This is a genomic window from Bradyrhizobium sp. Kon58 (assembly GCF_055807455.1).
Genome location: NZ_JBVVOT010000004.1, coordinates 139,714 through 153,643, shown reverse-complemented (window position 1 = coordinate 153,643; position 13,930 = coordinate 139,714). Strand labels below are relative to the sequence as shown.

Genomic DNA, 13,930 nt, shown 5'->3' with positions numbered 1-13,930 from the left:
CTAGCTCAGCCTGAACCTGATCCCGGCCTTCGCGAGCCCGCCGGAAATTCCGACCGGCGTGCCGTCCGCCCGCCAGCAAGCGGCGCCACTCATGGTGCCGTCCTCGTGGAAGGCGATACCGTTCATACCGCCAGCGACTGTCGCGACAGGCTGCACCTTGTGGCCCAGGCTCTCGAGCTTCGCGCGCACGCTCTGCGGCACCTTCTGCTCGACCTCGAGCGCATTGCCCTCGGTCCAGACCCGCGGCGCCTCGACCGCTTCCTGCAAGCTCATACCGTGGTCGATCAGATTGACCAGCGCCTGCATCGCGCTCGGAAAGATTCGTTTTCCCCCAGGCAAACCCAGCGCGTAGCGCAGCTTTCCATCACGCAGCGCCATCATCGGCGACATCGAGGTCGTCACCCGCTTGCCCGGCGCAAGCGACAACGCGTGGCCTGGCCGCGGATCGAACAGGTTCATGTAGTTGTTGGCGATGGCGCCGAGGCCCGGGATCATGATCTTGGCACCGAACAGATTGTTGATGGTCTGCGTGGTCGCAACCACGTTGCCGAACGCATCGGCCGCAGTCACGTGCGTGGTGTGCGCGCCTTCAAGCTGCGACACGCCGGCGCCCCAGCTCTGCGCCCGCGCCGGATCGATCGCAGCGCGGCGCTCCTCGGCATAGGCCTTCGAGGTCAGCCGCTCCACGGGGACGCCGACATAATCAGGATCGCCGCTGGCCGCGGCGCGATCGGCGAAGGCGATCTTCAGGACCTCGGCGAGATAGTGGATGGTCTCGGGCGTACCGAAGCCGAGGCTGCCGACGTCGTAACCCTCCAGGATGTTCAGCATCTGCGCGATATGCACGCCCGAGGCCGCGGGCGGCGGCGGGCCAAAGATGGTCCAGCCTCGGTAATCGGCGCGGATCGGCTGCCGTTCGACGGTCTTGTAGCTGGTGAGGTCCTTGCGCCGGATGAAGCCGCCGGCCTTTTCCATGTAATCGACCAGGATGTCGCCAAGCGGCCCCTCGTAGAGCGCGATCTCGCCGTGGTCGGCGATATGCCGCAACGTCTCGGCATATTCGGCCTGTACCACGCGTTCACCGACCTTCAACGGCTCTCCATCAGGCAAGTAAATCGCCGCGATCGGCTTGTCCTTGCGCATTTCGGCGGCGCTCTCGCTGATGCATTCGTGCAGATAGGGTGTCGCCGCGTAGCCGCGCGCGGCGTGCTTGATCGCGGGCTGCATGACATCGGCAAGGCTCATGGTGCCGAAGCGGCGCAGCGTCTCGCACCAGGCTTTCAGCGAACCCGGTGTGGCGACCGCCTTTGGGCCGTTGAGATTTTCATTGCCGACGGTGTCGAACACGTCATGCGGGGAACCCGGCGTGGGGGTGTAGCTGGTGTCAAGCACCGCCCCGGGCACGGTGCTCTGCCCGTCGACGAAACGGTGGCTGCCGTCGGCGAGCCGGATGTGCGCCATGCCACCGCCGATGATGCCCACCATCATCGGCTCGACCACGGTCAGCGTGAACAGGGTCGCTATCGCGGCGTCGATGGCGTTGCCACCGGCGGCCAGCATCTCCGCGCCGGCGCTTGAGGCCAGTGGATGGTTGCTGACCACCATGCCGCGGCTCGATACCGCGGGCATCTTCTGGCATTCAAAATTCGTCGCCGTCCGGTCGCGCCAGTTTCCGCCCATGCCTCTTGTCCTTCTTATTCACGGCAGCAAGCACAGCACACGTACGAGTACGGGTCCAGTAATGGTACGGATTCGCTGGCATTCCGGATTCCGACATCATCGTGACTGCTGATTCGGACCTCCGCGATCCCCTTTGGATTGGGCCGGCACGTCCTGAGCGAGAAGAGCTCAGCATCGAGATCGATGCACGTTCGCGTGGCGTTTCCCGAGACCCAAGCACTCCAAAGGATTGATCTTCAATGCACACGATCGTACTGGCCACCCAAAAGGGTGGCAGCGGCAAGAGCACGCTCGCCATCGGCCTCGCGCTGGCAGCCAAGCAAGCCGGCTTCACCGTTCGCCTGATCGAGACCGACCCGCAGGGCACATTGTCCAACTGGCAGCGCCGCCGCACCACCGATGATCTCGTCGTCGAGCCGATCTATCACGCCGCCGATATCGAGCCGCGGCTGAAGATGCTGGCCGACAGCGGCCTCCAGCTCGCGATCGTCGATACCGCCGCCGGCCTCAGCGCCGCGACCACCGCCGCGATCCGCCATTCCGACCTCTGCCTGATCCCGGCCCGCCCGAGCGTCGCCGACATCGAGGCGACCGTTTCGACGCTCAGCGTCGCGCGTGCCTGGAAGCGGCCCTACAGCTTCGTGTTGAACCAAACGCCGATCCGCGGCCAGCGTATCGACAATGCCGCCAACACCCTCGCCGAGGAAGCCGCCCTCGATCTCGCCGAGGTGCTCGCGCGGCCGCTGATCGTGATGCGCAACGACCACCAGGACTCGCTTGCGAGCGGCCTTGCCGTCAGCGAATTCGCCCCGAACGGCAAGTCGACCGAGGAGATCCGCGGCCTCTGGCATTGGATCGAGACCCGGCTCGAGCTCGCCGCCACCACCAACGTCTTGATCGACCAGGTCATCGCGGCCGCGGACGGAATGTTGCACGTCGCCGCCGAGCTTGCAGCCGACGAGACCACGATACTGGCGTCCTGAGCGGGGCAATCGCTCAGACGCCAGCCGGCCCTTCACCATCCGGAAGGGGCCTTAGCGACGAAGCAATCCGGCCACCAGCCCGGCCGGATTGCTTCGCTTCGCTTTCTGGGGAAACTCTATCTCGGCCGTCATTGCGAGCGCAGCGAATTCGCTTTCGTAGCCTGGATGGAGCGAAGCGCAATCCGGGACGCCTCCATCCATTGCATGAAGATCCCGGATTGCGCTGCGCTCCATCCGGGCTACGGCACTCCATCATCGCGACGCTGCTGACTCACTTCTGACATTTCGGACACCAGAACGTCGACCGGCCGTTCTGCGTAAACCGCTTCACGGTGCCGCCGCAGCGCGGCGTGGTGCATTTCTCGCCCTCGCGGTCATAGACCTTGAACGAGTGCTGGAAATAGCCGAGCTCGCCCGAGGTCTGGCGATGATCGCGCAAGCTGGAGCCGCCGGCCTTGATGGCGTCGTTCAGCACGGTATGGATCGCGCCGACCAGTCGCTTCGCATGGTCGGTGGTCTCGCCCTTCTTGGTCGACAGCGTCGCGGCGATCCGGCGCGGTGACAGATGCGAGCGATGCAGGGCTTCGCAGACATAGATATTGCCGAGCCCGGCGACCACCCGCTGATCGAGCAGCGCGGCTTTCAGGCTCGTGGTCTTGCCAGCGCAGGATCGGGCCAGCATCGTTGCGTCGAATTCGTTGCCGAGCGGCTCGGGGCCGAGCCCGCGCAACAGCGGCTCGTCGTCGAGCGCACTGCGCGCGATCACTTTCATGTAACCGAAGCGGCGCGGATCGTTGAAGATGATGTCGGCGCCGGAGGACATCCGAAACAGCACGTGATCGTGCGTGGAGTCCTTGGCTCGCGGATAGTGAAACTCGCCGGGCGCTACCTCGTTGTCCGGCTTGATGACGCGGAACGAGCCCGACATGCCCAGATGCATCAACAGCACGTCGCCGGAGGCGAGATCGGCCATGAGATATTTTGCACGGCGGCCGAGCCCCGTGACGACCTGCCCCTTCAGTCGGGCCACGAAGTCGGGCTGGAAGGGAAAGCGCAAATCGGGCCTGCGGGCCTCCGCGACCAGGATTTTCGCACCCTCCATGACAGGCTGAAGGCCGCGGCGGACGGTCTCGACTTCGGGCAATTCGGGCATGGTCAGGCATTCACCTTATGAGGGCGGTGTGATAGCGCCATTGCGGCGGGCGCGCTATGGTCCGCCTCGTGGAGTAGAGTAATGGATCGGCCGGGCGAAACCACGCATTTTGGCTTCAGGGACGTGCCCCTGGGCGACAAGCAGACGCTGGTGAACGATGTGTTTCACAGCGTGGCGTCGCGCTATGATTTGATGAACGATTTGATGTCCGGTGGCCTGCACCGGGTCTGGAAGGACATCATGATCACCGCGCTCGACCCGCCCAGAGGCGACCGGCCGTTCGCGCTGCTCGACGTTGCCGGCGGCACCGGCGACATCTCGTTCCGCGCCGCCAAGGCCGCAGGCGCGGGCTTCCATGCCACCGTCTGCGACATCAATTCCGGGATGCTGGAGGTCGGCCGCGAGCGCGCCGCAAAGCGCCATCTCGAGACCCAGGTCGATTTCGTCGAGGGCAATGCCGAAGCGCTCGCTTTCGCCGACCGCAGCTTCGACGCATATACGATCGCTTTCGGCATTCGCAACGTGCCGCGGATCGACCTTGCGTTGGCCGAGGCCTATCGCGTGCTCAAACCAGGCAGCCGCTTCCTCTGTCTGGAATTCTCCACCGTCGAGATGCCCGGGCTGGATCGCCTTTATGACCTGTTCTCGTTCAAGGTGATCCCGCCGCTCGGGCGCATGATCACGGGTGACGCCGAGTCCTACCAATATCTGGTCGAGTCGATCCGCAAGTTTCCGAGACCCAACGCCTTCGCCGACATGATCCGCAACGCCGGCTTCGCCCGCGTGAACTGGCAGATATTGTCCGGCGGCATAGTCGCACTGCATTCGGGCTGGCGTTTGTGATCTCTGCTATAACCCATAGTGCGCGCCTGATGCGCGCCGCGTTCGTATTCGCGCGCGAGGGCGTATTCGGCGCCGTCGATCCGAGTCTGGTACCGCCGCACGGACAGCTCGCGCTGAAACTTGCGCGCATCATCGAGCGGCGCGGCCCGAAGCAGGGCCCGCGGCTGTCGCGCGCGCTGACCCGGATGGGCCCGGCCTATCTCAAGCTCGGACAATTTCTGGCGACCCGTCCCGACGTCGTCGGCGTCATCATGGCGCGCGACCTCGAAAGCCTGCAGGACCGCTTGCCGCCGTTCTCGCAAGCCGAGGCGGAGGCTGCGATCGCGACGTCGCTGGAACGGCCGCTGACCGATGTGTTCGTGAGCCTCAGTGCGCCGGTCGCAGCCGCCTCGATCGCACAGGTGCATCGCGGCGAAGTCCTGCGCGACGGCATCCGCAAGGCGGTCGCCGTGAAAGTGCTGCGGCCCAACGTGGCCGCACGCTTCCGCCGCGATCTCTCCGACTTCTTCTTCGTCGCATACAAGGCCGAATCCTATTCGTCCGAGGCGCGGCGCCTGCGCCTCATCGAGGTCATCAACACCATGTCGCGCTCGGTCGCGATGGAGATGGACCTGCGCCTCGAGGCCGCGGCGTTGTCGGAGATGGCGGAGAACACGCGCGACGATCCTGATTTCCGCGTGCCGACCGTCGACTGGGACCGTACCACGCACAATGTGCTGACGATGGAGTGGATCGACGGCATCGCGCTGAACGATCACAAGCGCCTGGCCGAGTCGCAGGTCGACCTGCCCGATCTCGGCCGCAAGGTGATTCAGAGCTTCCTGCGCCACGCGTTGCGCGACGGCTTCTTCCACGCCGACATGCACCCAGGCAATCTGTTCCTGGATGACGCGGGTCGCCTCGTCGCGGTTGATTTCGGCATCATGGGCCGGCTCGGCATGAAGGAGCGGCGCTTCCTCGCCGAAATCCTGCTCGGCTTCATCACCCGCGACTATCGCCGTGTCGCCGAAGTGCATTTCGAGGCGGGCTATGTGCCCGCGCATCACTCGGTCGAGAACTTCGCGCAAGCGATCCGCGCCATCGGCGAGCCCATTCACAACCGCACGGCGGAAGAGATCTCGATGGCGCGGCTGCTCACGCTGCTGCTCGAGGTCACCGGCCTTTTCGACATGACCACGCGGCCCGAGCTGATCCTGCTGCAGAAGACCATGGTGGTGGTCGAGGGCGTGGCACGCGGCTTCGATCCCAAGCTCGACATCTGGAAAGTCGCCGACCCCGTGGTGCGGGAATGGATCGAGCGCAATCTCGGCCCGATCGGCCGGGTCCAGGGCGCGATCTCCGGCACCGGCGATCTCGCCCGTATCCTGATGCGTCTGCCTGATATCGCCGCGCGCTCGGTTGCGGTGCTCGAACAGCTGGAGACCATGACCCGCGAGGGGATCCGGCTGTCGCCGGAGAGCATCGCGGCGATGGGCCGCAGCGAGGGCCGCAAGAACCGTTGGCGCACCGTGGCGCTCTGGATCATCGCCGCGACCTTCATCGGCATTCTGATCGCCGTCCGGAATCTTTGATTGCAGTGCAATCATGCGAATGATAGCATCGCTATCATTTCGCGCCGGAGAGTGCCATGGCAAGTCTGACCATCCGCAAGCTCGACGAGAACGTCAAAACCTTCCTCCGCCTGCGCTCGGCCAAGAACCGCAGGTCGGTCGAGGAAGAGGTCCGGGTCATCCTCGGGGAGCTGATCGAGGGCCGCGAGGAGCCCCTGACGCCATTCACGGCGCCGCCCGCGGCCTCGGCCACCACCCCGCTGCCCCAACGCACCGGCGCCGTTCCAGAAGCCAGCGTCACCCTGATCATCGGCGGTGGGATTGCGGCCTACAAATCGCTCGACCTGATCCGAAGGCTCAAGGAGCGGCGGATTGAGGTGCGTTGCGTACTGACCAAGGCGGCGCAGCAATTCGTCACGCCGCTGGCCGTGAGCGCGCTCTCGCACGAGCGCGTCTACACCGACCTGTTCGATCCCCAGAGCGAGTTCGACGCCGGTCATATCCGCCTCGCGCGCGAGTGCGACCTGATCGTGGTGGCGCCTGCGACCGCGGATTTGATGGCCAAGATCGCCAATGGCCATGCCGACGATCTCGCCAGCGCCATCCTGCTCGCGACCAACCGCAAGGTCCTGCTCGCGCCGGCGATGAATCCGCTGATGTGGAACAACGCGGCGACGCGGCGCAATGTCGCGCAGCTTCAACGCGACGGCGTGATGCTGATCGGGCCGAATTCCGGCGAGATGGCGGAAGCAGGTGAAGCCGGGATCGGCCGCATGTCCGAGGCGATCGAAATTGCGACCGCCGCCGAGCGCCTGCTGCGGCCGCCAGTGCCGCGCCCCCTCGCCGGCAAGCGCGTGCTGATCACAGCGGGTCCGACCCACGAGCCGATCGATCCGGTGCGCTACATCGCCAATCGATCCTCCGGCAAGCAGGGCTTTGCGATCGCCGCCGCCGCACAGGCCGCGGGCGCCGAGGTGATCCTGGTCAGCGGCCCGGTCGAGCTTCGCGATCCCCAGGGCGTGACGGTCAAGCATGTGGAATCGGCACGGCAGATGCTGGAGCAGGTGCAGGCCGCGCTTCCCGCTGATATCGCGATCTTCGCCGCCGCCGTCGCCGACTGGCGGGTCGTCAACGAAGGCGAGCAGAAGCTGAAGAAGACTTCAGCCGGCATGCCGCCGCTCCAGCTGGTCGAGAACCCCGATATCCTGGCGACGATCTCCAAGCTGACCGACACGCGTCCACCACTGGTGATCGGCTTTGCCGCCGAGACCGAGCATCTCATCGACAACGCCAAGTCGAAGCTTGCCCGCAAGGGCTGCGACTGGATCGTCGCCAACGACGTCTCTCCCGCAACCGGCGTGATGGGCGGGGACCGCAACACCGTGCACCTCATCAGTCGCAAGAGCGGTGAGAAGGATGGCGAGAAGGATAGCGAGATTGCAGTTGATTCCTGGCCGGCGATGACCAAGGAACAGGTCGCCATTGAACTGGTCGCGCACATCGCAAGGAGCGTGACCGGCAAATCCTTGAACGACAAAGCCCCGGAGCCCGCATCTTGAGCACCAAAGTCACCGTCGAACTGCAACGCCTGCCCCATGCGGAGGGGCTGCCGCTGCCGGCCTATCAGACCAATGATGCCGCCGGTCTCGACCTGATGGCGGCGGTGGCCGAGAACGAGCCGCTGACGCTCGCGCCCGGCCAATACGCACTGGTGCCGACGGGACTCGCGATCGCGTTGCCGCCCGGCTACGAGGCGCAGGTGCGGCCGCGTTCTGGGCTTGCTGCCAAGCACGGCGTCACCGTGCTGAACTCGCCGGGCACGATCGACGCGGACTATCGCGGCGAGATCAAGGTGATCCTGATCAATCACGGCCAGACCGCCTTCGTGGTCAAGCGCGGCGAGCGCATCGCGCAGATGGTGATCGCGCCAATGGTGCAGGCCGCGCTGGTTCCCGTGGCGACCCTGTCCACGACCGACCGCGGCGCCGGCGGATTCGGCTCGACCGGCCGCTAGGCGCGGCACATCCGGCCGAATCACCGAGGAACTACGTGAATTGGAACACCGCGCCCCGCATTTTTTTGGGACCGCCTTTGCGTTCACGATCTGGACTCTTACCGCTGGAGTCACGGTGAGGGTATTGTCGTTTGATTCGCGCGCGACGGGGGTCGCCGCGCGCAAATTCGTGCGATCTTGGGGCAACTATGTCAGGCGTGATCGTGTCGATGCGTCGGACGCTGCTGTCGTGCACATCGCTCGTGCGCAACGGCTTGTTAGGAAGCGCTCTCGCAGCGCTGCTGCCGGCTGCGCCGGCTGAGGCCGCCGACCTCGTCGACACACTCTCATCGTTGCTGGATTTCAACCGGCAGGAGCTCGCGGTGCTGGCCACCGCGCTGGCCTTGCTCGGCTTCTCGGTGGTGGCCGCGATCCTCCTGATGCGCACGCGCGTGCGCACGGCGAGGAACGAGGCGCGACTGCGCGCACGGATCGGGGAACTCCAGCTCCAGGCCGACCGCTTCGGCGCACTGCTGTTCGCCGAGCCGCAGATCCTGATCTCCTGGCCGGCCGGCGACAATCGCGCACAGATCTCCGGTGACACCTCCATGGTGCTGCCGCGCGACTCCTCTCCACAACGTGTGCTGGCGTTTGGAACCTGGTTGCCGCCGGAACCAGCGCTCCGGATGGATCACGCCGTCGATGCGTTGCGCGACCGCGGCGACGGGTTCCAGCTGACGCTCACCACCGCGCATGGCCACACGCTGGAGGCGATCGGCCGCGCCATCGGAGGCCAGGCCATCGTCAGGATTCGCGAGCTCTCAGGGCTCCGCCGCGATCTGGCCGAGACCAATCTGCGCTACAAGGCCCTCTCCGACGAGACGGAGATGCTGCGCGGTTTCGCGACCGCCGCACCCTGGCCGATCTGGGCCAAGGGCGAGAACGGCGCGCTGGCTTACGCCAACCCCGCCTATGTCCGTGCCACCGAGGCGGCCAGCATCACCGACGCCCAGGAGCGCAAGCTCGAGCTGCTCGACAGCGCCGACCGGAGCGCGATGGAGCGGGGGCTGAAGGAAGCGGCCAATTTCACCTCGCGCCTGCCGATCGTGATCGGCGGCGAGCGGCGCATCTATGACGTGCGCGCCGTCAATGTCGGAGGTGGCAATGTCGGCGTTGCCATCGATGCCAGCGAGGCGGATGCGTTGAGCTCGGCGCTGGTGCGGATGGCGGAGGCGCATCGCCGCACGCTCGACCAGCTCTCCTCCGGCGTTGCCGTGTTCGACGGCCAGCGCCGGCTCGCGTTCTACAATGATTCCTACCGCCAGCTGTGGGACCTCGACCGTACCTTTCTCGACGCCAACCCCGATGATTCCAGCGTGCTCGACAAGCTCCGCGCCGCGCGCAAATTGCCGGAACAGCCGGACTTCCGCGCCTGGAAGGCCAAGCTGCACGAGGCCTATCGCGCGGTCGAGGCTGCCAAGGACACCTGGTACCTGCCCGACGGCCGCGCGCTCTCCGTCGTCACCACGCCGAACCCCGAAGGCGGCGTCACCTATCTGTTCGACGACGTCACCGAGAGCCTTGAGCTCGCCCGCCGCTTCGACGGCATGATCCGGGTCCAGCGCGAGACGCTGGACAGCCTCGCCGAGGGCGTCGCGGTGTTCGGCAGCAACGGCAAGGCGCAGCTGTTCAATCCGGCCTTCGTCCGGATGTGGAAGCTGTCCGTTGACGCCATGCGCGACGAGCCGCACATCCAGACGGTCGAGGGCTGGTGCCATCAGCTGTTCGACGACGCGATCGTCTGGCGACAGATCCGCGAGGCCGTCACCTCGATCGAGAGCCGCGCCGACATTCCGCTGAAGCTGGAGCGCAAGGACGGCAGCGTGCTCGACGGCATGATCCGGCCCCTGCACGACGGCGCCACGATGCTGACGTTCCAGGACATCACCGACACCGAGAACGTCGAGCGCGCGCTGCGCGAGCGCAACGAGGCGCTGGAGGCGGCCGATCAGATGAAGGTGGATTTCGTCCACCACGTCTCCTACGAGCTGCGCTCGCCGCTCACCACCATCATCGGCTTCGCGCATTTCCTCAGCGATCCCTCGACCGGGCCGCTGACGCCGAAACAGGCCGAATATCTCGACTACGTCACCAAATCGACCAATGCGCTGCTGGCGCTGACCAACAATATCCTGGATCTCGCCACCATCGACGCCGGCGCCATGAAGCTGGAACTCGGTCCGGTCGACGTCAGCAAGACCATCGAGCTCGCCGCCGAAGGTCTCCAGGATCGGCTCGCCACCGACCGCATCCGCCTCAAGGTCGAGATCGCGCCCGATGTCGGCAGCTTCACCGGCGACGAGAAGCGCGTGGTGCAGGTGCTCTATAACCTCCTCGCCAACGCCGTCGGGTTTTCTCCCCCGGATTCCACCGTCGGCATCAGCGCCCGCCGCACCGAACGCAGTGTGGTCTTCACTGTGACAGATTCCGGGCCTGGAATACCTGCCGACATGAAGGACAAGGTGTTCAACTGGTTCGAAAGCCGCTCGCAAGGCTCGCGTCATCGCGGCGCCGGGCTGGGCCTGTCGCTGGTGCGTTCCTTCGTCGAGCTGCATGGCGGCAATATCCGGGTCGATTCGATCGTGGGCAGGGGCACGGTCGTGATCTGTGATTTCCCGACCGACCAGGCGGCGCATCGCGACGCCGCCGAATGACTGCGCCAACCACATTCTCTGTCGCGCTCCACAACGAGACGGCCACTGCGCAACTGATGGCCGACCTCGCGCTGCTGGTTGGCTCCGGCGATGTCATCACGCTCACCGGCGATCTCGGAGCCGGCAAGACCGCGGCGGCGCGGGCCATGATCCGCTATCTCGCCGGCGATGATGTACTGGAAGTGCCAAGCCCGACCTTCACGCTGGTGCAGGGCTACGAGCTGCCGCCATTCCCGGTGATGCATGCCGACCTCTACCGCGTCGAGGACGAGAGCGAGCTCGAAGAGATCGGGCTGGCGCCGTTGCCGGAAGCAACCCTCGTCCTGATCGAATGGCCGGAGCGCGCGCCGTCGGCGATGCCTCAAGATCGCATCGACATCGCGCTGACGCACCGGCCGGCACTGGGCTCGAATGCACGCGCCGCCGACATCACCGGCCATGGAAAGGCCGTCGCTATCGTCGCGCGGCTGCAGGCGCTGCGCGAATTCCTCGATGCATCCGGCTACATGGAGGCAACGCGCAAACGCATGGCGGGCGACGCCTCCACCCGCTCCTATGCGCGGCTGCTGCGCGACGACCAGATCGTCATCCTCATGAATTCTCCGCAGCGCCCGGACGGTGCTGCCATGTACAACGGAAAATCCTACAGCGCCGCGGTGCATCTCGCCGAAAACATCAAACCCTTCGTCGCCATCGACGAGGGCCTGCGCGCGCAAGGAATCTCCGCGCCCGCGATCCATCATTGCGACCTCGAGCATGGATTCCTGATCAGCGAAGACTTCGGCAGCGAAGGCGTGATCGAGGGCGATCCGCCGCGCCCGATCGCCGAACGCTACGAAGCCGCGGTCGATTTGCTGGCCGTGCTGCACGGCAAGACGCTGCCGGAAACGTTGCCGCTCGGGGGCCAGACCTACACTATTCCCGTCTTCGATGCCGAAGCGCTGCTGATTGAAATCGGCTTGATGCCGGAATGGTACCTGCCCGATCGCAATGCCCCACTGGACGACGAGAAGCGCGCCGAATTTTTCGCGATGTGGCGCGAGCTGCTCAAGAAACCGCTGGCGGCACCGAAGACCTGGATCATCCGCGACTATCACTCGCCGAACCTGATCTGGCTCGGGAATCGCACCGGCATCGAACGCGTCGGCGTGATCGATTTCCAGGACACCGTGCTGGGGCCGCAATCCTACGACGTGGTGTCGCTGCTCCAGGACGCCCGCATCGACGTGCCCGAGGCGATCGAACTGACGCTGCTGTCGCGCTACATCAAGGCACGCCGCGCCAGCGACGCGAGCTTCGACGCGGCCGGCTTCGCCGAGCTCTACGCCATCATGTCGGCGCAGCGGAACACGCGTCTGCTTGGCACCTTCGCCCGCCTCAACCGCCGCGACGGCAAGCCGCATTATCTGCGTCACCAGCCGCGGATCTGGACCTATCTCCAGCGCTCCCTGGCGCATCCCGCGCTTAGCTCTCTGCGCGACTGGTATCTCGCCAACGTCCCGCCACCCCAAAGGCCGGCCCAAGGCTGAAAGGCTATTACGGGCTGAAAAGGCTGATTCGGGGCCCGATTTACCGGCTGTTAGCCAAGACACCGGTAATCTGGCGGCGAGCAGCCGGGATGATTACGGGGCTGGAGCAGGGCAGATGGCGGTGAAGACGGACCAGCGCGGCAACAGCCGGGTTGTTTTCGAGCGCGGGATCGCGGCCCAGATGATGGGTATCGACGGGACCTGGCGGCGCGAGTGCACCATGGAGGACGTCTCCGACAGCGGCGCCAAGCTGACCATCGACGGCTCGGTCGAAGGCCTGCATCTGAAGGAGTTCTTTCTGCTGCTGTCGTCCACCGGACTTGCGTACCGACGCTGCGAGCTCGCCTGGGTCAATGGCGACCAGATCGGCGTCAACTTTCTCAAGCTCGGCGACAAGAAGAAAAAGGCGCGTTCCACATCCATCGGGGCGTAACGGCAACACCCGTCGTACAAGCGTCACGGCAGGTGGTTAAGGCGGTTAAGACGCGGTGCGGTCAGTCCAGCCTCGTGTTAGGATTGCTGCGAACGCGAGATCAGTAGGTCTGAGAAAGCGAAGGATGTCCGTCAAACCGACCAAAGCCATGGTGCTCGCCGCAGGGTTCGGCCTGCGCATGCGTCCGTTGACGGACAGGATGCCGAAACCGATGGTTCCGGTGGCCGGCCAGCCGCTGCTCGACCACGTGCTCGACAAGCTCGCCCAGGCCGGCGTGAACGAGGCGGTGGTCAACGTACACTACCTGCCGGACCAGATCATCGATCACACCGCATCCCGCCAGCATCCGCGCGTGACCATCTCGGACGAGCGAGACCAGGTGCTCGGCACCGGCGGCGGCGTGGTCAAGGCACTGCCACTGCTCGGGGACGCACCGTTCTTTCACGTCAATTCCGACACGCTGTGGATCGACGGCGTGCGCTCCAACCTGACGCGGCTCGCCGAAAACTTCGATCCTGAGCGGATGGACATTTTGCTGCTGATGGCGCCGACGGCGACCAGCATCGGCTATAGCGGCCGCGGCGATTACGGCATGCTGGCCGACGGCGCCCTGCGCAAGCGCAAGGAAAAAGAGGTCGTTCCGTTCGTCTATGCCGGCGCGGCGATCCTGTCGCCGTCGATCTTCGCCGATGCTCCGACGGGCGAGTTCTCGCTGACCAAGATGTTCGACCGTGCCAACGAGCAGGAGCGGCTGTTCGGCCTCCGCCTCGACGGCGTCTGGATGCATGTCGGCACGCCTGATGCCGTGCACGCGGCGGAAGAGGCGTTTCTGGAGAGCGTGGCTTAAGCCGTGCCGTCATGCCCCGCCTAGTGCGCAATTGCGCACGGGGGGCGGGGCATCCAGTACGCCGCGGCTTCTCGGCTGAATCTCCACCGGCTCTGGAATACTGGATCATCCGCCTTCGCGGATGATGACACCGGTCCAGGTGCGACGAACAGCGGGGACTATCCCCCCTCCGCCCATATCCATTTGACTCCGCCTCCCTATATTG

At 65.4% G+C, this 13,930-nt stretch carries 11 protein-coding genes; 9 read left to right on the top strand and 2 right to left on the bottom strand.

Annotation, left to right across the window (positions count from 1 at the left end; all coding sequences use genetic code 11):
• Positions 1 to 1,680, bottom strand: a complete 1,680-nt coding sequence (gene ggt, locus AC0L20_RS09485) for a gamma-glutamyltransferase (RefSeq protein ID WP_473288299.1) — start codon at positions 1,678 to 1,680, stop codon at positions 1 to 3.
• Between the two features lie 239 nt (positions 1,681 to 1,919).
• On the opposite strand from ggt, the gene AC0L20_RS09480 reads away from it, so the two are divergent.
• Positions 1,920 to 2,663 carry a nucleotide-binding protein gene (locus AC0L20_RS09480; protein ID WP_473288298.1) on the top strand — a complete coding sequence of 248 codons (744 nt, stop codon included), beginning with the start codon at positions 1,920 to 1,922 and terminating at the stop codon, positions 2,661 to 2,663.
• A 271-nt stretch (positions 2,664 to 2,934) separates the two neighbouring features.
• Here AC0L20_RS09480 and mutM read toward each other — a convergent pair whose 3' ends face one another.
• A complete protein-coding gene (gene mutM, locus AC0L20_RS09475) occupies positions 2,935 to 3,816 on the bottom strand; it encodes a bifunctional DNA-formamidopyrimidine glycosylase/DNA-(apurinic or apyrimidinic site) lyase (RefSeq protein ID WP_473288296.1) in 882 nt (293 codons plus the stop codon).
• A gap of 81 nt (positions 3,817 to 3,897) precedes the next feature.
• Here mutM and ubiE point away from each other — a divergent pair, with 81 nt between their 5' ends.
• The 8 genes from ubiE to AC0L20_RS09435 all read left to right on the top strand — a co-directional run bounded on the left by ubiE (position 3,898) and on the right by AC0L20_RS09435 (position 13,725).
• Positions 3,898 to 4,659 carry a bifunctional demethylmenaquinone methyltransferase/2-methoxy-6-polyprenyl-1,4-benzoquinol methylase UbiE gene (ubiE, locus tag AC0L20_RS09470; RefSeq protein WP_473288295.1) on the top strand — a complete coding sequence of 254 codons (762 nt, stop codon included), beginning with the start codon at positions 3,898 to 3,900 and terminating at the stop codon, positions 4,657 to 4,659.
• The gene (gene ubiB / locus AC0L20_RS09465; RefSeq protein ID WP_247817709.1) at positions 4,656 to 6,230 is read left to right on the top strand and encodes a 2-polyprenylphenol 6-hydroxylase; all 1,575 of its coding nucleotides are present in this window, start codon (positions 4,656 to 4,658) and stop codon (positions 6,228 to 6,230) included. The genes ubiE and ubiB overlap by 4 nt, the downstream gene beginning before the upstream one ends.
• Positions 6,231 to 6,286: 56 nt before the next feature.
• Positions 6,287 to 7,768 carry a bifunctional phosphopantothenoylcysteine decarboxylase/phosphopantothenate--cysteine ligase CoaBC gene (gene coaBC / locus AC0L20_RS09460; RefSeq protein ID WP_473288294.1) on the top strand — a complete coding sequence of 494 codons (1,482 nt, stop codon included), beginning with the start codon at positions 6,287 to 6,289 and terminating at the stop codon, positions 7,766 to 7,768.
• Positions 7,765 to 8,223, top strand: a complete 459-nt coding sequence (gene dut / locus AC0L20_RS09455; RefSeq protein WP_473288293.1) for a dUTP diphosphatase — start codon at positions 7,765 to 7,767, stop codon at positions 8,221 to 8,223. The genes coaBC and dut overlap by 4 nt, the downstream gene beginning before the upstream one ends.
• Positions 8,224 to 8,411: 188 nt before the next feature.
• On the top strand, positions 8,412 to 10,916 hold the full coding sequence (locus AC0L20_RS09450) for a sensor histidine kinase (protein ID WP_473288292.1): 2,505 nt from the start codon (positions 8,412 to 8,414) through the stop codon (positions 10,914 to 10,916).
• The gene (tsaE, locus tag AC0L20_RS09445) at positions 10,913 to 12,445 is read left to right on the top strand and encodes a tRNA (adenosine(37)-N6)-threonylcarbamoyltransferase complex ATPase subunit type 1 TsaE (protein ID WP_473288291.1); all 1,533 of its coding nucleotides are present in this window, start codon (positions 10,913 to 10,915) and stop codon (positions 12,443 to 12,445) included. The genes AC0L20_RS09450 and tsaE overlap by 4 nt, the downstream gene beginning before the upstream one ends.
• Before the next feature lie 115 nt (positions 12,446 to 12,560).
• Positions 12,561 to 12,878 (top strand): PilZ domain-containing protein, encoded by a 318-nt coding sequence (locus AC0L20_RS09440; protein WP_456767004.1) that lies wholly within the window; start codon positions 12,561 to 12,563, stop codon positions 12,876 to 12,878.
• Positions 12,879 to 13,002: 124 nt separating this feature from the next.
• The gene (locus tag AC0L20_RS09435) at positions 13,003 to 13,725 is read left to right on the top strand and encodes a nucleotidyltransferase family protein (protein ID WP_473288290.1); all 723 of its coding nucleotides are present in this window, start codon (positions 13,003 to 13,005) and stop codon (positions 13,723 to 13,725) included.
• Positions 13,726 to 13,930: the final 205 nt, after the last annotated feature.

Coding starts and splice junctions, on each gene's coding strand:
- AC0L20_RS09450 (WP_473288292.1), top strand. CDS start 8,412: ATGTCAGGCGTGATCGTGTCGATGCGTCGGACGCTGCTGTCGTGCACA.
- ubiE (WP_473288295.1), top strand. CDS start 3,898: ATGGATCGGCCGGGCGAAACCACGCATTTTGGCTTCAGGGACGTGCCC.
- AC0L20_RS09440 (WP_456767004.1), top strand. CDS start 12,561: ATGGCGGTGAAGACGGACCAGCGCGGCAACAGCCGGGTTGTTTTCGAG.
- mutM (WP_473288296.1), bottom strand. CDS start 3,816: ATGCCCGAATTGCCCGAAGTCGAGACCGTCCGCCGCGGCCTTCAGCCT.
- AC0L20_RS09435 (WP_473288290.1), top strand. CDS start 13,003: ATGTCCGTCAAACCGACCAAAGCCATGGTGCTCGCCGCAGGGTTCGGC.
- AC0L20_RS09480 (WP_473288298.1), top strand. CDS start 1,920: ATGCACACGATCGTACTGGCCACCCAAAAGGGTGGCAGCGGCAAGAGC.
- tsaE (WP_473288291.1), top strand. CDS start 10,913: ATGACTGCGCCAACCACATTCTCTGTCGCGCTCCACAACGAGACGGCC.
- ggt (WP_473288299.1), bottom strand. CDS start 1,680: ATGGGCGGAAACTGGCGCGACCGGACGGCGACGAATTTTGAATGCCAG.
- coaBC (WP_473288294.1), top strand. CDS start 6,287: ATGGCAAGTCTGACCATCCGCAAGCTCGACGAGAACGTCAAAACCTTC.